The sequence below is a fragment of the Amycolatopsis sp. cmx-11-12 genome (assembly GCF_046269425.1).
GTDB lineage: Bacteria > Actinomycetota > Actinomycetes > Mycobacteriales > Pseudonocardiaceae > Amycolatopsis.
The window spans coordinates 42,328-60,520 of sequence record NZ_JADNQM010000017.1 but is presented as its reverse complement, the minus strand read 5'-3'; the positions used below and the strand labels follow the sequence as shown (position 1 = coordinate 60,520).

The following is an 18,193-nucleotide window of genomic DNA, read 5'->3' as shown; positions in this document are numbered from 1 at the left end:
GGATGAAAGGAATAGTTCTCGCAGGTGGCTCCGGAAGCCGTCTTCACCCCATAACACTCGCGGTGTCCAAGCAACTTCTACCGGTGAGCGACAAACCGATGATCTACTATCCGCTCTCGGTGCTGATGCTGGCCAATATCACGGAAATACTGCTCATTTCGACGCGAGAAGATCTTCCGCAGTTCCGCAGGTTGCTTGGTGACGGTGCACATCTCGGGTTGCGGATCGACTACAGGGAGCAACCCGAACCCAGGGGACTCGCCGAGGCGTTCATCATCGGCGCCGAGCACATCGGGGACGACAAGGTCGCGCTGGTACTCGGGGACAACATCTTCCACGGGCCAGCCTTCTCCGACGTGCTGGCAAAGAACGCCGATCCCGATGGCTGCGTGCTCTTCGGCTATCCGGTGAAGGACCCCGAACGGTTCGGTGTCGCGGAGATCGATGACGAAGGCCGGATCGTCTCCATCGAGGAGAAACCTCCGCATCCCCGCTCCAACCGGGCGATCACCGGCCTCTACTTCTATGACAACGAGGTCGTCGACATCGCCAAGAACCTTCGTCCCTCCACCCGTGGTGAGCTGGAGATCACCGACGTGAACCGTGCCTATCTGGAGCGTGGACAGGCAAAATTGGTGGACCTCGGACGCGGCTTCGCCTGGCTGGACACCGGTACACCGGAGTCGCTCCTGCTGGCCGGACAGTACGTGCAGACACTCGAGGCGCGCCAAGGGGTACGGATAGCGTGCGTCGAGGAAGTCGCTCTACGCATGGGCTTCATCGATTCGGAGGCATGCTACCGATTGGGGGCGGGGCTGATGAAGTCCGACTATGGCCGGTACGTCATGTCCATCGCCGGTGAGCAACCAGCCTCGACCAGTCACCGATGGCCTGCCCCGTTCAGTCATCAGTAATGGCGACTGCCCGTGCCCACCCTGCTCCGGCGCGGGCGATCTTGACCGGAAAGCAGGCCACCCGAAAACCGTGAGCGGGTAACGCTTCCAGGTTCGCCAAGCGCTCGATCTGACAGTATTCCCTGGTTCGCCCGGCGAAGTGGGCAGGCCACAGCACCGAGCGGTCCCCGGTCTCCCGGTAGCGCGTGATGACATCGCCGAACGGCGCGTCCAAGCTGAACGCATCGGTCCCGATCACTCGCACGCCGAGGTCGAGCAGCAGGTGTACCGCCGTCCCTTCGAGTCCGACGAAGTCCGTGAAGTACCGAGGGGTTCCGGCCAGCAGGCTCGCGCCGGTGCGCAGCAGCACGATGTCCAGCGGCGATGGCGTGTAGCCGATGCGGGTGAACTCCTTCCGCAGGCGGGTGGCGTCGACCACGGTGGTCTTCGCATCACTGATGTCGAGTACCACGCCAGGGCGGAAGAACCAGTCCAGTGGCATTTCGTCGATGTTTCGCGGAACACCGCTGCCGTAGCTGGTCGTGGAACCATAGTGCGAAGGTGCGTCGACATGGGTGCCGGTGTGCGTAGTGAGGGTGATCCGGTCCAGTGAAAGGAACTCGGAGCCCGGCAACTCGTCAGGGTCGAACTCGATCCCGAAGTGCTTACGCATCTCCTCGCTCATGTGCAGGGCGCCCTCGGCCGGGGTGAGCACGTCGTGTACCACCGGGTCTGGTTCGTAGCCCTCGGCGTCAACTGGCGACGACAGGTCGACGATCGGCACGACCACCTCCGCAGTGTCTCTCGGTACATCCACCGTCATCGCACATGCTTTCGCCCACTGCCTGAAAAGTGTTGGAGCGTCACTGGACCGATGTTCCCGGTCCCGCTCTACCGGGAGGTGACACCGTTGACGCGAGGCGGGCCAGCCGGCCACGCGAGCACAGCGACAAGGACGGAGCCCACCGTGTCGACACCCGCCGATCAGAGGTCCTTCGAGAAGATATACGCCGAAGTCCAGCAGTTCTACGCCGAACACGTTCACCTGATGGATGGCGGGTCCGCCGAGGAAGCGGCGGCTACGTTCACCGAGGACGCATCGCTGCTGTCCCCGCCGAAGGTCGCCGAACCGATACGTGGCCGGGCGAATCTCGCCGCGGGGCTGCGAAGGGCCGCGCAAGCGCTGGCTGACGAGGGAGTGACCTATCGGCGCTGCTATTCGATGATCTCGGTCAGGCAGCGGGTCGACGGAGAACTGCACGTCCGGTCCTACGTGCAGGTGATCGCCACCCGCCGGGGTGGAGAAGCGAATCTGCACGCCATGTGTGTCTGTGACGACGTGCTGGTCCGCGAGGGCGGATCACTCAAGGTTCGCGATCGTCGCGTCATTCGGGACGACTGTCTCTGAACAGGAGCCCGAATTTACCGCGATTCAAGTACGGCTGCCTATCGTAGTGCGTTGTGAACACACCGAGTGAGAAACCCGCGTCCCGCGTCGTGATCGTCACCGGTGGTGGCACCGGGATCGGTCGCGCGACTGCCCGTGCCTTTGCCGACCGCGGTGACCGCGTGCTGGTAGTGGGGCGCACCGGACACACCCTGCGGGAAACCGCCGAGGATCATGCCAATTTCCGCATACTGTGCCTCGATATCACGGACACGGGCGCGCCCGAGCGGATCGTGGAAACCGCGCTGCGCGAGTTCGGCCGGATCGATGTGCTGGTGAACAACGCGGCCATCGCCGCACCACAGATGCTGAGCGCCATCGATCCCGGCCGGATCGACGAGCAGATCGCGGTGAACCTCCGCGCCCCTGTCCTGCTCACCCGGCACGCGATCGACGCGCTTGCGGACACCGGCGGGACCGTGGTCAACCTCAGCACGGCTGGTTCGCTGGGACGGCGTGCGTGGCCCGGCATGTCGATCTACGGCGCCAGCAAGGTCGCGATGGACTTTCTCACCCGAACCTGGGCCGTGGAGCTGGCGCCGCTCGGCATCCGGGTGGTCGCGGTGGCGCCGGGCGTGATCGCAACGGGAATGGGCGAACGTATGGGATCGACGCCCGAGGAGTACGCCCGCTTCCTTGAAGAAATGAAACCGAGGATACCTGCGGGTCGTGTCGGGAATCCCGATGAGATCGCCTGGTGGATAGTCCAGCTCGCCCAGCCGCAGGCTGCCTACACGACAGGCACGGTACTCGCCGTGGACGGTGGGGCCAGCATCGCCTGAACAAGTTCGGCGGCTTCGTCAACCGCAGCGGCCACGCTCCATGATCCAAGAATCACACCCTGGAGCGGAAACCGTATCGGACCGACTACTCATAGGACTCATCCGTGCACGGCCAGCTAGTATCGAGCCTCCGGTCTTGGGACTGCCGAATTGCGTGTGGATTCGACTCGGTCGCTGCGGAGGGATATCGCTGTGCCACTCATTCTCACTCGACGAGACCTACATGTCATTTTCGAGGACCCGGTCTTTCTGGAGGAGGCTTTTCAGACGGTACATGATCTCCTGGTTGATCCCGGCTCGGATCGTTTGCCGGCGGGGATTTCGACGCGGCCGTCTTGGTCCGCGCCGACTGTGCCCGCTGCGCCCTCTGGGCAGCCTTGTGGGTCGGGGGAGGACTCGCCGAACCACGTGTGCCGGACATCGCTATTCGCGGCCCAGCGGGCCGAGTTTCTTGTCACGGCGGACGGTTCCCTCCTCGCGGTCGCGGCGGCGGAGGCGTTCGATTCATGGCGAGCCGTAACGCCCTCCGGGTTGGCCGCGCGGTATCTCGCGCCCGCCGGAGCGCGCTCGCTGGGGCTCTACGGTACCGGAACACGCGCCTGGGCCAGTCTTTGCGTGTTCCCTCTTGCTCTCCCGTCGTTGTCGCTGATCCGGATATACGGCCGAGACCTGACCACGGCACGTGAACTCGCCTCCTCGGCCGTACGACACACGGGGCTCGTCGTCACCGCTGAGGAAAGTCCGCGCGTGGTGGCGGGTGCGGACGTCGTCGTCCTCGTCGGCAACGAGCGACCGCTCGATCCCACCTGGTTGGGAAAGGGGGCTCTGCTCATCAGCCAGTTCGCCGACGGTGTGCCAGCGGTGCTGCAGTGCCGGCGTATCGGGACCACGAGGTCGACATCGGGCAAGAGCGGGGAATCAGAGCTGTCGCACGCCACACTGGCCGACATCGTGTGCGGGCGGGCAGTGGCGCGGCGGGGCGGCGAGACGATCAGCTATCAAGCCGAGGAGATTCCCGGCTGGCCCTCCGCGCTGGACATGTGTGCGCTGCGCCGAGCGTGGCAGTTGGACGTGGGCCAGCGGTTTCGGCTCGATTGACCGGAGCACGGTTGCGCCACCCATCTCGAGCATGCGTTTTAGCGATATCAGAGCTGGTTCCGAGATCCGGCGAGCATTTTGGATATCAACGACACGGGTACCGGACGGCTGCCGTCGAGGAGGGGTAATGGTCATGGATGTCCACGAACCGGATGAGCTCGAAAACGAGCCGATCACATTTGTCAACACGTTTGACGTTCAGGGGTCGCCCGAAGAGTTCGAGCGAGTGTTCAGCAAGATTTCGAAGTTCATGTCGGAGCGGCCGGGGTTTATTCAGTACAGGCTTTCCCGGCACATCGACGAGGACAAACAAAACCGCTATGTCAACATCGCGCTGTGGCGCGACGTCGAATCCTGGCAGCGGGCAGTGAACCACCCGGATTTCCAGCCGCACGCCAAGGAGATCAGGGCGCGGTCGACAAACGAGGGTCACCTGTACGCGCCGAGGCAGGCCTACGCGGTGAAGTGAACGGAATTCGTTGAAGTCCTTCAGGAAAAGGAATCCGGCGGTCGGATCGCACCGGATTTCCGGAACCGGAACACCCCCGCCACGGTTGCAGCGAGGTCAGCATGACAAGTCGTCGAGTAGTGATCACCGGGATAGGGGTTGTCTCCCCTGGAGCCATCGGCGTGAAGTGTTTCTGGGAGTTGTTGTCCTCAGGACGCACCGCGACCAGGAAGATTTCCTTTTTCGATCCGTCCAACTTTCGTTCACAGGTGGCCGCGGAATGCGACTTCGACCCGATACGGGAAGGCCTTTCTCCGCAGCTGGTTCGACGTTCCGACCGAGCCACGCAACTGGCGGTGGTGAGTGCGCGGGAAGGACTCAGGGACAGCGGATTGGATCTGGAGGCACTCGATCCGACGCGTACCGGGGTGGTCATCGGCAGCGCGGTCGGCTGCACCATGGGCCTGGAGGAGGAGTACGCCGTGGTCAGCAACGGCGGCCGTGAATGGCTGGTGGACCACACCTACGCCGTTCCCCACCTCTACGGCTATTTCGTACCGAGCTCGATCGCCGCCGAGGTGGCCTGGGAAGTCGCCGCCGAAGGTACCGTGTCGATGGTTTCCACCGGCTGCACCTCTGGTATCGACGCGGTGGGTCAGGCCACCGAACTGATCCAGGAGGGAGCCGCGGACGTCGTGGTCGCCGGCGCCACCGACGCGCCGATATCCCCGATCACGATGGCCTGTTTCGACGCGATCAAAGCGACCACTCCCCGCAACGACGACCCGGCACGGGCCTCTCGTCCGTTCGACCGGACCCGGAACGGATTCGTGCTCGGTGAGGGTGCGGCCGTGTTCGTCCTCGAGGAAATGGACCATGCGCGACGACGGGGTGCGCACGTGTACGCGGAGGTCGCCGGTTTCGCGTCCCGCTGCAACGCGTTCCACATGACCGGTTTGCGCCCCGACGGACGGGAGATGGCGGAGGCGATCCGGGCCGCGCTGGCCCAGTCGGCGACCGCGCCGGAAGAAGTGGACTACATCAGTGCCCACGGTTCCGGCACGACACAGAACGACCGGCACGAGACCGCGGCCTTCAAACGGAGTCTCGGTGCGCACGCATACCGTACTCCGGTCAGCTCGATCAAGTCGATGATCGGCCACTCACTCGGCGCGATCGGTTCGCTGGAGATCGCCGCGTGCGCGCTCGCGATGCAACACGACGTCGTTCCGCCGACCGCCAATCTGCACGAACCCGACCCGGACTGCGACCTCGACTATGTGCCGCTCCAGGCGAGGGAACACCGCGTCGACACCGTACTCACGGTAGGCAGCGGGTTCGGTGGATTTCAGAGCGCCATGGTGCTCCGGGGCCTGGAAAGGACAGCCGGATGACGTCTGCCACCGTGGTCACCGGCATGGGAGTGATCGCCCCGACCGGGCTCGGTTCGAAGGCGCACTGGGCCAATACGTTGCGTGGGGCGGGCGCCATCGATCGGATCACCCGATTCGATCCCGAGCAGTACCCGAGCAAGCTGGCAGGCGAGGCACCCGATTTCGTTCCACGACAGCACCTGCCGGGCAGGCTGATACCGCAGACCGATCACATGACGCGGATGTCCCTGGTAGCGGCGAACTGGGCACTCGAGGACGCCGAGGTGCAGACCGGCGACGTCGACGAGTTCGGGATGGGTGTGGTCACCGCGAGTTCGGCAGGCGGGTTCGAGTTCGGCCATCGGGAACTACACAAGCTGTGGAGCCAGGGTCCCGAACACGTCAGCGCGTATCAGTCGTTCGCATGGTTCTACGCGGTGAACACCGGGCAGATTTCGATCAGGCACGGCATGCGGGGGCCGAGCGGGGTGCTGGTGACCGACCAGGCGGGCGGGCTCGACGCCGTCGCGCAGGCAAGGCGACAGTTGCGTAAGGGCCTTTCGCTTTCGGTCACCGGCGGTGTGGACGGCTCGAACTGTCCCTGGGGTTGGGTTGCCCAGCTGGCCGGTGGCCGGATCAGCACCGCCGACGATCCGGCTCGTGCCTATCTGCCTTTCAGTGCAGGCGCTCGTGGTCACGTACCCGGTGAAGGGGGCGCGCTGTTCGTGCTCGAGTCCGAGGACGCGGCACGTGCGCGGGGCATCACATCCTGGTACGGCGCGATCGCCGGATACGCGGCCACCTTCGATCCCCCGCCGGGCAGCGGACGTCCCCCCGGGCTGCGCCGGGCGATCGCCCTCGCGATGGCCGACGCGGGTATCGAAGCCGCCGACGTTGACGTCGTGTTCGCAGACGGGGCGGGGTCGCCGGAACTGGACCGGATCGAGGCGTCCGCCCTTCGGGCCGTCTTCGGGCCCCATGGAGTGCCGGTCACCGTGCCGAAGACGATGACCGGCCGGCTCGGCGCCGGGGGCGCGGCGCTGGATCTGGCCACCGCCATGCTGACGATGCGGGACGGGGTCATCCCGCCGACGGTGAACGTGCCTGCACCGATGCCGGACTACGAGATCGATCTCGTGACGCGGTGCCGGACAACGGCGGTGTCGACCGCGCTGGTGCTGGCGCGAGGGCATGGCGGGTTCAACGCCGCGATGGTCGTGACCAGGGAAAGATCTTGACAGCCTACGAGCTTGGGAGGCCAGGCACATGAGCAAGCTGACATTGACCGACCTGACTGAGATGATGCGGGAATGTGCTGGTGAGAGCGAGGAAGTAGATCTGCGGGGAGACGTACTGGACATCTTGTTCGATGACCTCGGCTATGACTCGATCGCTCTGCTGGAGACGGCAGCGCGTATCCAGCGCGATCACGGGGTGAACCTGCCCGATGACGCTGTGACCGATGCGAAAACCCCTCGCGCGCTTCTCGGCCTGGTGAACCAGGCCATCGAAGACCGCAGATGACCGGGGAAGCGATTCAATGCTGTTGGTCAGCGCATCGGGTGGCGACAGGATGCAGGAGAGCGTGCTTTCACTGATGCAGATGCCAAAAACGGCACAGGCATTGCCGGTACCGGTGTGGCCACGGCCATCCCATTTCTTCGCGGAATTCTGCAAACCCCGGAGTTCTCCTCAGTAAAACACCACGCAGGGCTGGTCGACGAGCTTTTTTCGTCGACGGATCCGATGTTGCAGGCCGCTGGGTGCTGATCAGTTCGCTGGAATAGCGCCGGGTGGATTTTCCCAACGCGGGGTCGGCCGGAGCAGGAGTTCGCGATACGGCGGGACACGTCGTAATTCCTACGGCAGGAACTACGCGTGTTTCGTCCCGTGGCGACCGGAAAACTACCATTCGGGCAGTGATTTGCATCACAGTCGACATCTCCGAAGGTTCATCGCTTTGACGGATTGACCTTTCCTGCTCTTTCTGAGCATGCGCATACGCCACTCCTCAGGACGATATTCGGGGCGGGCCTTGTCCGCCAGTTGGCCGAACCTAGTGGTAATAGATCAACTGGTCAGGGCCGCCGACTTTCCGCCGTTTCACCCGCCCGGCCGATGGCAAGTGAGTGGGCTTTCTATACACCCGATTTGCTTGTTCAAAGCAAATTAAGCACGTTGGCACCAACACTGGGGAGGGGTACTCTCGGAAGATATACGGGGAATCAATCGAGTTACCTAAACATGGGGTTGTCACATGGAACTTGGTGTTCTCGGACCATTGTACATTCGCTCGCAGACAGTCGTCAGTGCGCCAAGTGCGCCTAAACTGCGCAATGTTCTCGCCATGCTTCTCGTCCATGCCGATCATGTTGTGCCAGTTTCATCATTGATGAGAGAATTATGGGAAGATGAACCACCGAACAGCGGTCTCGCCACATTGCAGACCTACATTCTGAACTTGCGGAAATTGTTCGCATCCGCCACCGGACTGCCCTCCACCACGATCACCAAGGAGGTTCTGGTCACGCGTGCGGGCGGATATCTGTTCCAGAGCGGCATCGGCAAACTGGACATCCACGAGTACCACACGCTGGTCGCCGCTGGGCGGGAGGCACTCTCGACCGGCGACGACACAAGGGGGGTCAAACACCTGGGTGACGCCCTCCGCCTGTGGCGTGGTCCCGCGCTCGTGGACGTACCGTCAGGGCGAGTGCTGGAATCCAAACGCAGGCAGTTCGAAGAGTCGCGCCTGGTCGTGCTGGAATACCTGGTGGACGCGGAGCTCCGACTGGGTATGTATCGCGAGGTGCTCACCGAACTGGCCGCGTTGACCGTCGAGAACCCACTGCATGAGGCCATGCACATCCAGTACATGCGGGCGCTCTATCTCTGCGGCCGCCGGGCGCAGGCGCTGGAGATCTTTCATCAGTTGCGAGCCAGTCTCGTCAACGAACTCGGTCTCGAACCGGGTGCGCCGGTGCAGCGACTCCATCGGGCGATCCTGAAGTCGGATGCCAATTTCGACGCGGAGGTGCGCGCCGACCGGCCACTGGGGGAAATCGTCGGGTCGTCGGCATGGGGAAGCGCCCGGCTGTACTGAACCTGGTCGACACCTCTCAATCAGCCGTGGTTCTACGGTGGACCAACCTCCTCAGCAGGAGCTCCGCCGGCCCCGTTCGCCCAGTGTGTTCCATCCATCCTGCAACGCAGGTTCCCGTGAGCCAGGCGGCGAAGGCCACGGAGATGGCGCCGAAGCTGCTCACGTGCGCGCCGACCCCGAGTAGATCTGGATGGAGGATGATCGTGACGAGGACGGAGTTGAAGAGGTAGCAGGTAAGTGACCGTCGACCGGTCGCCGCGACGGCGCGGATGAGCGGGTTCCGGCGTTCCTGTAGCCGCGCGCCGAGTAGGGCGAACAGCGCGAGGTAGCCCGCTCCGCCGAGGACCCCGGTGAGGGTCTGTAGTGCCAGAATCAGTCCTTCGTGGATCGGGCCGGCCCTGATGATGCCAACCGTCATCAGGGCCGCGGGCACTGCGCCTGCAACGGATATCGCGGTGCCGCCGATCGCGATTCTGCGGAGAAGCACCCGATTTCGATCCGGTTCGTCCAGTAGTCGGTGACGACTGGCCCACATCCCTGTCGTCACAAGGAGGAGCAACGGAAACACAATGGCGATGTACAGCGGATTCACCGGCAGCAGGCCGAGCCGCACCAGCCAGTCCTCGACCTCGAGGTAGCCTGGCTGCGCCCACGCACCTCTCCGTTCGGCCTCGGTGCCGGTGCTCGTCGCAATCATGGCTGCCGTGACGGTCACGCAGTAAACCGGAATGAGGACCGCAATGGTCCTGGTGAGCGTGCGTTCGGAGCGGAAGAGTAGCCAACCGACAGCCAGTCCGGCGACCCCGTAGGAGGCCAGGATCTCGCCGGGAAAGACGACCAGCGCGTGAACGGCGCCGAGGAGTACGAGGAAGGCGCTGCGGCGCAGCAGTGTCCTCCGGGCCATCCGCTCGCTCGCTCCTGCGGCGAGTTGGCGGCCTACCATCCAGCCCATTCCATATCCGTAGAGGATCGCGAACATCGCGAAAGCCCGGTTGTCCAGAAGGAGTACGGTAAGAAACCGTGAGACGGTGTCGGTTGTCGAGCCGCCGGTGTGCCGGAAGCCGAACGCGATGCCGGCGTGCACACCGGCATACGCCATCGCGATCAGCAGCAGCATGGCCCCACGAGCCAGGTCGGGAGTGAGGCCGCGCTCCGCGACGCTGCCTCCACCACGTACGACCGGTTGCCTACCCGATGTCGGACAGCTCATGTATCGCCTCGTGTTCTTGGTCGGGGCGGGCACTGGCTTCGCGCCTCGACAGGACCCACCCGGCTACGATCTGGCCAGCGCTGTGGAACTCCACCGAGCTGTTCGGGTAGCCCGGAAATCCGAAGGTAGCAGCGGAGATCGGTAATACGCATATGTGGATCAGCGCACCCGGTGCTTCGCGGTCAACTCCTCGAGAACCGGCACGATGTCGTTGGGGCTCGGGGTGGCGAGGAAATCGTCTCGAGCTTGGGCGGCACCGTCGGCGAAGGACGGATCTTCCAGTAGCCGCAGCAACTTGCTTCTGAGTGTGTCGGTGGTCAGTCCTTCGGGATCGAGGAAGAGGCCGGCCCCGCGCTCCGCGAACTGTTCGGCTTTGACGACCGTGTCCCAGATGTGGTTGGGAATGATCAGTTGCGGCACAGCATTGGCCAGCGCGGTCCCGAAGGCACCGGCGCCGCCGTGGTGGATCACCGCCGAGCACGTCGGCATCAGAACGTTCAGTGGAAAGAAATCGAACAGCTGCACGTTGTCCGGAATCGCCTTGACAGCCTCGAGTTGACTGGCGTCCAGTGTGGCGACCACGTCGATGTCGAGGTCGGCGACCGCCTCGAGCATCTGCGGAATGGGAACCCAGTCACCTCCCATCACCTCGCGACCAGAGATGCCTGCGGTAAGGCAGACGCGCGGGCGGGCGGGGCGCTCCGACAACCATTCGGGAACGGCGACGGGACCGTGGTAGGGAACGAAGCGCACCGGAACATAGTTTATGTCGAGTGGGAGACGCATCCAGGCAGGTGTGGAGTCGATGCTCCACTGGCCCACCACCATTTCCTCGGCAAAACTGCTGTTGAACCGCTTCATCGTGGCGTCGAGCCACTCTGCCATCGGGTCCTGCTGATTCCCTGGCTGCTGTTGCAGCTTGAGTCGCATGAAATGCCCGCGCATCCGGCCGATGAAGTCCTGACCGAACAGCATGCGGGCGTGAGCAGCGCCGCTGGCGCGGGCGGCCACCGGGCCGGAGAACGTCATCGGGTCCCAGATCACCAGATCGGGACGCCATTCGCGGGCGAACTCCACGATGTCGTCCATCACCGCCTCACCCGCAAGGCCCTCGAACATCACCGGGCTGTACCACTGAAACACCCGAAGAACGTAGTCCCAGGTCAGCATCTCCGGCCGGTTCTCGGCGATGTCGAGATCGGCGAGTGACGGGTCCTCGTCGCTGGTGTCCTCCTGGAGAACCTGATCCAGATTGAGTTCCTCACCGACCGGAACCGCGGTGAGACTTGCCCGGGTTATGTCCTCTGCCAGATCCGGTTGGCTGGCGACCCGCACCTCGTGCCCTGCCGTGTGCAGTGCCCAAGCCAGGGGGACCATGTCATACAGGTGAGATTTTGCGGCAAACGTGGTGAATAGCACGCGCATCGGCGTTCCCCGTCCAGACGGTGTGGCGTACCGGGTCAGATCTTCGTTTCAGCTTCGAGTCCCTGCCTCGCACAAGGGTAGGACCCTGATCGAGCGCTGATCGGACTCCGCTGCGTCAGATCCTGTTCGGACTTCAGTCAACTTTCAGTGCCGGTCGATAGCGTTTGCCCACAGAACGAGGGAAACACATACGAACTCGGTCTCATATCGCACAGGAAAGGGGCCCCGTGGTGTTGGCTGCCGAAGGGTTGGGACGACGTCTGCAACTCACTCAGGGAATCCAGTGGTTGTACGGTGCCAACGGCGACGCGTACGCGTCGATGCTCCGCGGATACGACGACGACCCTTTTCCCGGCTACGAACGGGTTCGCGAGCAAGGGGAGCTATGGCAGAGTCGCGTCGGGACGTGGGTGACCGCGCACCACCACGTCGGGACGGAGCTGGTCGACCATCCGGCACTCGGCATGCGGAGAGCCGACGGCACGTCGGTCGTGCAACAGGTCACGCCATTGGACGAGGCCTTCTTCAACATCGAACGACCAGAGCTCGACCGGTTCCGGGAGCTCACCGCTCCTGTACTGGGCCCGGGCGCGGCAAGCCGCTATCTGCCCGATGTGGAGCGGATATGTGAGCGAATACTGGATGACGTCGAAGACGAATTCGACTTGATCGAGAAGATCGCGACCGCGGTACCGGTCGAGTTGGTGGCCGAACTGTCCGGCCTTTCCGCTCCCGGACGCGAGCGGCTCGTGCGGGACTGCGCGGCGGCGACCGTGGCACTGGATAGCCTGCTGTGTCCGCAGAAGCTGGTGCACACACTGAAGATGTACGAGGCCATTGCCGATCTCCGAACTCTTTTCGGCAGGGAGGCCGCGGGTTCCGAGAGCCATCTGCTGAGCGAGTTGCCGAATACGGCCGACGCCCAGGCGGTGTACGTTCTGCTCGCGGTGGCCGGAGCGCGCGTTGCCTGCGAGCTGATCGGGAACGCCATGCTCGCCCTCTTCGACCACCGTCAGGAGTGGGACCGGATGGTGCACGATCCGGACCGCGCCTCCCTGGTGGTGCGGGAAACGCTGCGTTTTGATCCGCCGGTGCGATTACACGCGACAGTCGCGCACAGCGATTTCGAATGCGCCGGACAGCGGATCGAAGCGGGTAGCTCGGTCGTGGTGCTGGTCGGCGGCGCGAACCGGGACCCGAAGGTGTTCGAGAATCCCGGGCGCTTCGATCACGAGCGGGAAACCGCGCCTGCCCGGCCGCTGCTGCCCGGCTCGGTGTACCACCTGGTCACCCCGCTGGCCCGGGTGCAGGCCGAAGGCGTGCTACGCGTGCTGGCTTCGCGGTTACCCGGACTCCGCCGGTCCGGCCCCCCGCTCCGGCGTCGCCGGGCGTCGACGACCAGAGGACTCCTGCGGCTTCCAGCCAGCAAGAGCTGACCGCAGCGGGGGAAGGACTTCTCGATGAAGGTGCTCTTCACCACCTTGGCGCACAACACTCACTTCTACCCGATGGTGCCGCTGGCCTGGGCGCTGCGGACGGCAGGCCACGAGGTACGGGTGGCCAGTCAGCCGGATCTCGCCGAAACCATCACCGAGAGCGGGCTCACCGCCGTGCCGGTGGGTCCGGCCGAGGCCGAGTGGACCCTGGACGACCCGGTCGCGATGGAGCTGCTGGAGGAGATCTACGAAGAGGGCGCGCTGTACGTGTATGAGTTCGACTTCGACGACAGGGAGGGGAAACGCTGGACACCGGAGCGGTTGCTCACGCTTGAGAACATCATGGTTCCCTCACTCCTCGCGGCGGTCAACAACGACCCCATGATCGACGACCTGGTCGACTTCGCCCGGAGCTGGCAACCCGATCTGGTGATCTGGGAGGCGTTCACCATGGCCGGTGCGGTCGCCGCGCGGGCTACCGGAGCGGCGCACGCACGACTGCTCTGGGCGCCGGACATCACCGTGCGAGCCCGTCAGGAGTTCCTCGGCCAGGCGATGACGTTGCCGCCCGAGCATCGTGAGGATCCCACCGCCGAATGGCTTGAATGGACATTGAATCGGTTCGGTCAGAACTTCGACGACGAGATACTCACCGGTCAGTGGACCATCGACCCTTCGCCGCCGAGCACCCGGCTGGACCTGGGCGGTCGCACCATCGGCGTGCGGTACGTCCCGCACAACGGGCCCTCGGTGGTGCCGGAGTTCCTTCGAACGCCGCCATCGCGGCGAAGGGTGTGTCTCTCGTTCGGGCTCAGCGAGGCGGTCGAGGGCCTTGGGGAGGCGCTGGCCGATACCCTGCAGGCGTTTGACGGCGTCGACGCCGAGGTCATCGCCACTGTGGATCCGGCGGAACTCGATCCGCTGCCGGAGCTTCCCGGGAACGTCCGGCTGGCGGGATTCGTACCGCTCAACGACTTGTTGCCGAGCTGCTCGGCGATCGTGCACCATGGGGGCACCGGAACCAGGGCGACGGCCGAGCTGCACGGGGTCCCGCAGATCACGCTCGCGTACGGCGCGGAGGTCGCGGTCCGGGCGGCGCAGATCGAGGAACTCGGCGCAGGACTGACCATGCCGATGGAAGAACTCACGTCGTCCGCACTCCGCGAGAAAATCATCAAGGTACTGGACGACCCGTCGTTCGCGGAGAACGCGATGCAGTTGCGAACGGAGATCCTGGCCGAACCGACTCCCAACGACCTTGTTCCACTGCTCGAGAAGATGACTGCCGAATACCGGACCGCTCCGGCGCATTCTGAACATCACTCCGTTCAGCCTCGGTCCTGATCCGGTCCGGGATCGCGAACAGCCGCCACATACGGCCGGGGATGCCTGTATCCCCGGCCGTATGACGTGTCGGGAGAGCAGTGAGGCGACCCCGAGAAGATGATGCTCACCTCGGCGGAAACGACTCATAGGCGAGCCGTGGCGAAACCGGGTAGCGTCCCGGTCGGGCGATGAGCCCAGTTGAGTTCGCCGTAAAGGACCGTTTGATGTACCCCGTTCTGACATTGATGAAAGCGCAAGAAGGTCGACCGGATCTGCGACATATCCAGGCCACTCGCAGGGCATTGTCGTGCTCTCTTGAGTTACTGGTCGCGTCTTTTTCGGGTCATTGTTCTGGTTCGGATTCTTGGAGGGAATGTTGAGTTCAACGCTGGCCATTGAGGCATCTGGTCTGGTCAAGGCTTTCGGCGACACTCGTGCGGTCGACGGTGTCGACCTTGCCGTACCCGCAGGCACCGTGTACGGCTTCTTGGGGCCCAACGGGGCAGGGAAGACCACCACCATCCGGATGCTCGCCACGCTTCTCCGGCCCGACGCGGGCACGGCTCGGGTGTTCGGGCTCGATCTCGAGCGTGAGGCGGACGCGGTCCGCAGCCTGGTGAGCCTGACCGGGCAGTTCGCCTCGGTTGACGAGGACCTCACCGGGTACGAGAACCTCGTGCTGATCGCCAGGTTGCTCGGTCACTCCAGAGTCGAGGCCAAACAGCGGGCGACCGATCTGCTCGAGGCGTTCGGCCTGGATCAGGCCGGCCACCGCGGGGCGAGTACGTACTCCGGTGGTATGCGACGACGGCTCGACATCGCCGCGAGCATCATCGTCACGCCGGAGTTGCTCTTCCTCGACGAGCCGACCGCCGGGCTGGATCCGCGCAGCCGCGCCCAACTCTGGGCGATCGTCCGAGCGATCGTCTCCACCGGGACGACTGTCCTGCTGACCACGCAGTACCTCGAGGAGGCCGATCATCTGGCCGATCGGATCGCCGTAATCGATCAGGGCAAGATCATCGCTGACGGCACGCCCGGTCAGCTCAAGGCATCGATCGGGTCGGGCACGGTCCGGGTCCGGCTACGGGACCCGGACCAACGGCCCGCCGCGGAACGCGTGCTGTCGGAAACCCTTGCGGCGCCGATACATCTGGATCCCGAACCCGCGGCGCTTTCGGTGACCACCTCTGACGCCGACCGAGTCGGGCAGGCACTGAGCGCACTGGCCCGATCCGGTGTGGACGTCGCCGACTTCGCACTGGGCCAGCCAAGTCTCGACGAGGTCTTCCTCGCGCTGACCGGGCATCGCGCCGCGCAGGACACCACCACCGGAGAGGACGCCGCATGAGCACCCCCGTGACCACGACCGAACCGGTAATCGACGCCAAGCTGCGCTCAACACTGGCGGCCCGGAAACGACCGCCCCGGCCGAACCCACTTGCCGCGTCACTGACGTTGTCCTGGCGGACGCTGTTGAAGATCAAGCACACCATCTTCATGCAGTTGATCGAAATTCTCTTCATGCCGGTGATCTTCCTGCTGATCTTCAACTACCTGTTCGGTGGTGCCTTCGCCGGATCGACAGGGGAATACCTGCAGTACTTCCTGCCCGGAGTTCTGGTGATGACCGTCGTGATGATCACCGCGAGCACCGGGACGGCGTTGAACACAGACATCGCCAAGGGAATCTTCGACCGCTTCCGGACACTGCCGTTCTGGCAGCCTGCCGCCGTGGTCGGAACCATGATCGCGGACATCGGGCGCTATCTGATCGCGCTCCTCCTGACCATCGTGCTGGGACTGACCCTGGGATTCCGGCCGGACGCCGGGGTTCTCGGTGCGGTGTTGGCGATCCTGCTCATCCTGCTCTTCGCGTTCGCCATCGGCTGGATCTTCACCACCATCGGTCTGCTCGTCAAGCAACCCGAGTCGGTCGCCTTCGCCAGCATGATCACGATGTTTCCCTTGGTGTTCACCAGCAACATCTTCGTGAGCTCGCTGACCATGCCGACCTGGATGCAGACCATCGTCAACCTCAACCCGATCAGTCACGCGTCAACCGCGGCCCGGGGCCTCATGCACGGAACGGCGACCCCCTGGCAGATCAGCCTCGTGCTCCTGTCCTCGGCCGTCGTGATCGCGGTGTTCGCCCCGACAACGATGTACCTCTACCACCGGAAGAACTGACACCGCGGCCCGGTGGTGGTCCGCCCGATCAGGCGCTCACCACCGGGCACCGCAGTACGCCGCGAGTGACCGGCGACCTCAGTCTGCGCAGTACTCCCGCGGGCGCCATGCGGAGGTTCGGAAAGCGGTCGACGACCGCTCGCATGGCTACTTCTGCCTGCAATCGGGCGAAAGGTGCGACGAACGCGCTGTTCATGCCGCCGGTCAGTGCGAGGTGCGGTACCTCGGGTTGCCTGCCGATGTCGAAGCTGTCCGGGTCGCGGTAGCTGTCCGGATCGCGATTGGCGGCCTCGACCAGCACCACCACCTGCTCGCCTGCCCGCACCGCCTGGCCTGCCAGTTCGACGTCCTCGTGCGCTATCCGGCTCTCCAGCCGCACCGGTGGGTCGAAGCGGAGGGCTTCTTCCACCGCCATCGGGGCGAGGGCAGGCGCTTCCCTGAGTAGGTCCCACTGCTCCGGGAACTCGAGCAACGCCATGGTGGTGTTGCAGATCAGGTTCGCCGTGACGTCGACACCGACGACCGCGGTCAGCATCCACGCGGCGAGCACCTCGTCGGCTTGCCTCCCGGCACTCGCCGCCGCGCGCGACAGTTCGCTGAGCAGATCATCGTCAGTACCCACTGCACGAGCTGCGATCAGCGTGGCGAACAGGTCGCGGATGCCGTCGACCGCGGACGTGAGCCGTCGGGTGGTTTCGAGCTGTTGCGGGCACAGCAGCGCATCGGGTGCGGCTGCGGCGTCAGCGCACAGCCTGCCTAACAACTCACGCTTGCCATTCGGCAGGCCGGCGAGGTCGGCCACGGCTCCCACCGCGAGTGGCCGGGCGAAGTCGGCCAGCAGATCGAACTCAGGGCCGATGCGGCCGAGCACGGCCTGGCAGTTTCGTTCCAGCACGGCCCGACGACCGAGCAGTCCTGCCGGGCCCAGTACGGGATCGGTCAGGCCGCGCAACCGATTGTGGTCGTTCCGTTCCAGCTCGATCAGCTGGTGATCGAGTGTCAGTAGATGGCTCAGTTCCAGGCCTTCGAACGCGTAGAACGAGACCGGCTCCGGTACCGTGCCGCCTGCGAGGCGGGCGCCTAGTCGCGGATCGTTCAGGACCTCGGCGGCGAGTTCGTACCGGCCGGTGACCCACGCTCCGACCCTGCTGTGGGTCAGTGCGCTCCGCTGCCGGATCTGCTGGTGCAACGTGTGCGGCTCGTCGCTTTCAGCGCGAAGTATCAACGCATACGGATCGTCGCCGTAGCAGCCGAACATCCACTGCAGCCCGCGGGCGGTAAGCAGATGCAGGCTCAGCTCACTGTCGTCGAAGTGCCGCGGATCGATCTGGTTTGCCGTGGTGAATCCAGCCATGGAAGCACACGCTAGACACGTACGCTGGAACACTCCTCGTATCCCGCTATGTCCCCGCTGAAGAAGTTCAGCGTGGCCGTGTGCTGAGTCAACTGTATTCAGCTCTTC

At 64.4% G+C, this 18,193-nt stretch carries 17 protein-coding genes; 13 read left to right on the top strand and 4 right to left on the bottom strand.

Annotated features, from left to right (window positions below):
- Positions 1–2: 2 nt before the first annotated feature.
- Positions 3–914 carry a glucose-1-phosphate thymidylyltransferase RfbA gene (gene rfbA / locus ACLARN_RS23195; RefSeq protein WP_409493550.1) on the top strand — a complete coding sequence of 304 codons (912 nt, stop codon included), beginning with the start codon at positions 3–5 and terminating at the stop codon, positions 912–914.
- On the opposite strand, the gene ACLARN_RS23190 is transcribed toward rfbA, so the two are convergent.
- Entirely contained in the window at positions 901–1,677 is a 777-nt protein-coding gene (locus ACLARN_RS23190) for a cyclase family protein (RefSeq protein ID WP_409493549.1), read from the bottom strand. The two genes, rfbA and ACLARN_RS23190, sit on opposite strands and share 14 nt — an antisense overlap.
- A 183-nt stretch (positions 1,678–1,860) precedes the next feature.
- On the opposite strand from ACLARN_RS23190, the gene ACLARN_RS23185 reads away from it, so the two are divergent.
- From ACLARN_RS23185 to ACLARN_RS23150, 8 genes are all read left to right on the top strand, one after another.
- Positions 1,861–2,301: a nuclear transport factor 2 family protein gene (locus ACLARN_RS23185; protein WP_409493548.1), complete on the top strand. Its 441-nt coding sequence runs from the start codon at positions 1,861–1,863 to the stop codon at positions 2,299–2,301.
- Between the two features lie 89 nt (positions 2,302–2,390).
- Complete coding sequence (locus ACLARN_RS23180) at positions 2,391–3,122, top strand: SDR family NAD(P)-dependent oxidoreductase (RefSeq protein ID WP_409493547.1); 732 nt, start codon at positions 2,391–2,393, stop codon at positions 3,120–3,122.
- 156 nt (positions 3,123–3,278) lie between these two features.
- The gene (locus ACLARN_RS23175) at positions 3,279–4,220 is read left to right on the top strand and encodes a hypothetical protein (RefSeq protein ID WP_409493626.1); all 942 of its coding nucleotides are present in this window, start codon (positions 3,279–3,281) and stop codon (positions 4,218–4,220) included.
- A 127-nt stretch (positions 4,221–4,347) separates the two neighbouring features.
- Positions 4,348–4,689 carry an antibiotic biosynthesis monooxygenase family protein gene (locus tag ACLARN_RS23170; protein WP_409493546.1) on the top strand — a complete coding sequence of 114 codons (342 nt, stop codon included), beginning with the start codon at positions 4,348–4,350 and terminating at the stop codon, positions 4,687–4,689.
- Positions 4,690–4,790: 101 nt separating this feature from the next.
- Entirely contained in the window at positions 4,791–6,062 is a 1,272-nt protein-coding gene (locus ACLARN_RS23165) for a beta-ketoacyl-[acyl-carrier-protein] synthase family protein (protein WP_409493545.1), read from the top strand.
- On the top strand, positions 6,059–7,279 hold the full coding sequence (locus ACLARN_RS23160) for a ketosynthase chain-length factor (RefSeq protein ID WP_409493544.1): 1,221 nt from the start codon (positions 6,059–6,061) through the stop codon (positions 7,277–7,279). The genes ACLARN_RS23165 and ACLARN_RS23160 overlap by 4 nt, the downstream gene beginning before the upstream one ends.
- A gap of 28 nt (positions 7,280–7,307) precedes the next feature.
- Positions 7,308–7,565: an acyl carrier protein gene (locus ACLARN_RS23155; RefSeq protein ID WP_409493543.1), complete on the top strand. Its 258-nt coding sequence runs from the start codon at positions 7,308–7,310 to the stop codon at positions 7,563–7,565.
- Positions 7,566–8,298: 733 nt separating this feature from the next.
- A complete protein-coding gene (locus ACLARN_RS23150) occupies positions 8,299–9,144 on the top strand; it encodes a BTAD domain-containing putative transcriptional regulator (RefSeq protein WP_409493542.1) in 846 nt (281 codons plus the stop codon).
- Between the two features lie 16 nt (positions 9,145–9,160).
- Here ACLARN_RS23150 and ACLARN_RS23145 read toward each other — a convergent pair whose 3' ends face one another.
- Both ACLARN_RS23145 and ACLARN_RS23140 read right to left on the bottom strand, forming a co-directional pair.
- Positions 9,161–10,261 carry a DUF418 domain-containing protein gene (locus ACLARN_RS23145; protein ID WP_409493541.1) on the bottom strand — a complete coding sequence of 367 codons (1,101 nt, stop codon included), beginning with the start codon at positions 10,259–10,261 and terminating at the stop codon, positions 9,161–9,163.
- 252 nt (positions 10,262–10,513) lie between these two features.
- Positions 10,514–11,779, bottom strand: coding sequence for an activator-dependent family glycosyltransferase (locus ACLARN_RS23140; protein ID WP_409493540.1), 1,266 nt, complete (start codon positions 11,777–11,779; stop codon positions 10,514–10,516).
- Positions 11,780–12,006: 227 nt separating this feature from the next.
- On the opposite strand from ACLARN_RS23140, the gene ACLARN_RS23135 reads away from it, so the two are divergent.
- From ACLARN_RS23135 to ACLARN_RS23120, 4 genes are all read left to right on the top strand, one after another.
- The gene (locus ACLARN_RS23135; RefSeq protein WP_409493539.1) at positions 12,007–13,215 is read left to right on the top strand and encodes a P450-derived glycosyltransferase activator; all 1,209 of its coding nucleotides are present in this window, start codon (positions 12,007–12,009) and stop codon (positions 13,213–13,215) included.
- 24 nt (positions 13,216–13,239) lie between these two features.
- Positions 13,240–14,559, top strand: coding sequence for an activator-dependent family glycosyltransferase (locus tag ACLARN_RS23130; RefSeq protein ID WP_409493538.1), 1,320 nt, complete (start codon positions 13,240–13,242; stop codon positions 14,557–14,559).
- A 355-nt stretch (positions 14,560–14,914) separates the two neighbouring features.
- Complete coding sequence (locus ACLARN_RS23125) at positions 14,915–15,892, top strand: ATP-binding cassette domain-containing protein (protein WP_409493537.1); 978 nt, start codon at positions 14,915–14,917, stop codon at positions 15,890–15,892.
- Complete coding sequence (locus ACLARN_RS23120; RefSeq protein ID WP_409493536.1) at positions 15,889–16,731, top strand: ABC transporter permease; 843 nt, start codon at positions 15,889–15,891, stop codon at positions 16,729–16,731. Before ACLARN_RS23125 ends, ACLARN_RS23120 begins: the two co-directional genes overlap by 4 nt.
- A gap of 28 nt (positions 16,732–16,759) precedes the next feature.
- Here the strand turns inward: ACLARN_RS23120 and ACLARN_RS23115 are convergent, their stop codons facing one another.
- Positions 16,760–18,085, bottom strand: a complete 1,326-nt coding sequence (locus ACLARN_RS23115; RefSeq protein ID WP_409493535.1) for a P450-derived glycosyltransferase activator — start codon at positions 18,083–18,085, stop codon at positions 16,760–16,762.
- Between the last annotated feature and the right edge of the window lie 108 nt (positions 18,086–18,193).

Coding starts and splice junctions, on each gene's coding strand:
- ACLARN_RS23145 (WP_409493541.1), bottom strand. CDS start 10,261: ATGCTGCTGCTGATCGCGATGGCGTATGCCGGTGTGCACGCCGGCATC.
- ACLARN_RS23125 (WP_409493537.1), top strand. CDS start 14,915: ATGTTGAGTTCAACGCTGGCCATTGAGGCATCTGGTCTGGTCAAGGCT.
- ACLARN_RS23150 (WP_409493542.1), top strand. CDS start 8,299: ATGGAACTTGGTGTTCTCGGACCATTGTACATTCGCTCGCAGACAGTC.
- ACLARN_RS23140 (WP_409493540.1), bottom strand. CDS start 11,779: ATGCGCGTGCTATTCACCACGTTTGCCGCAAAATCTCACCTGTATGAC.
- ACLARN_RS23155 (WP_409493543.1), top strand. CDS start 7,308: ATGAGCAAGCTGACATTGACCGACCTGACTGAGATGATGCGGGAATGT.
- ACLARN_RS23115 (WP_409493535.1), bottom strand. CDS start 18,085: ATGGCTGGATTCACCACGGCAAACCAGATCGATCCGCGGCACTTCGAC.
- ACLARN_RS23130 (WP_409493538.1), top strand. CDS start 13,240: ATGAAGGTGCTCTTCACCACCTTGGCGCACAACACTCACTTCTACCCG.
- ACLARN_RS23120 (WP_409493536.1), top strand. CDS start 15,889: ATGAGCACCCCCGTGACCACGACCGAACCGGTAATCGACGCCAAGCTG.
- rfbA (WP_409493550.1), top strand. CDS start 3: ATGAAAGGAATAGTTCTCGCAGGTGGCTCCGGAAGCCGTCTTCACCCC.
- ACLARN_RS23160 (WP_409493544.1), top strand. CDS start 6,059: ATGACGTCTGCCACCGTGGTCACCGGCATGGGAGTGATCGCCCCGACC.
- ACLARN_RS23165 (WP_409493545.1), top strand. CDS start 4,791: ATGACAAGTCGTCGAGTAGTGATCACCGGGATAGGGGTTGTCTCCCCT.
- ACLARN_RS23170 (WP_409493546.1), top strand. CDS start 4,348: ATGGTCATGGATGTCCACGAACCGGATGAGCTCGAAAACGAGCCGATC.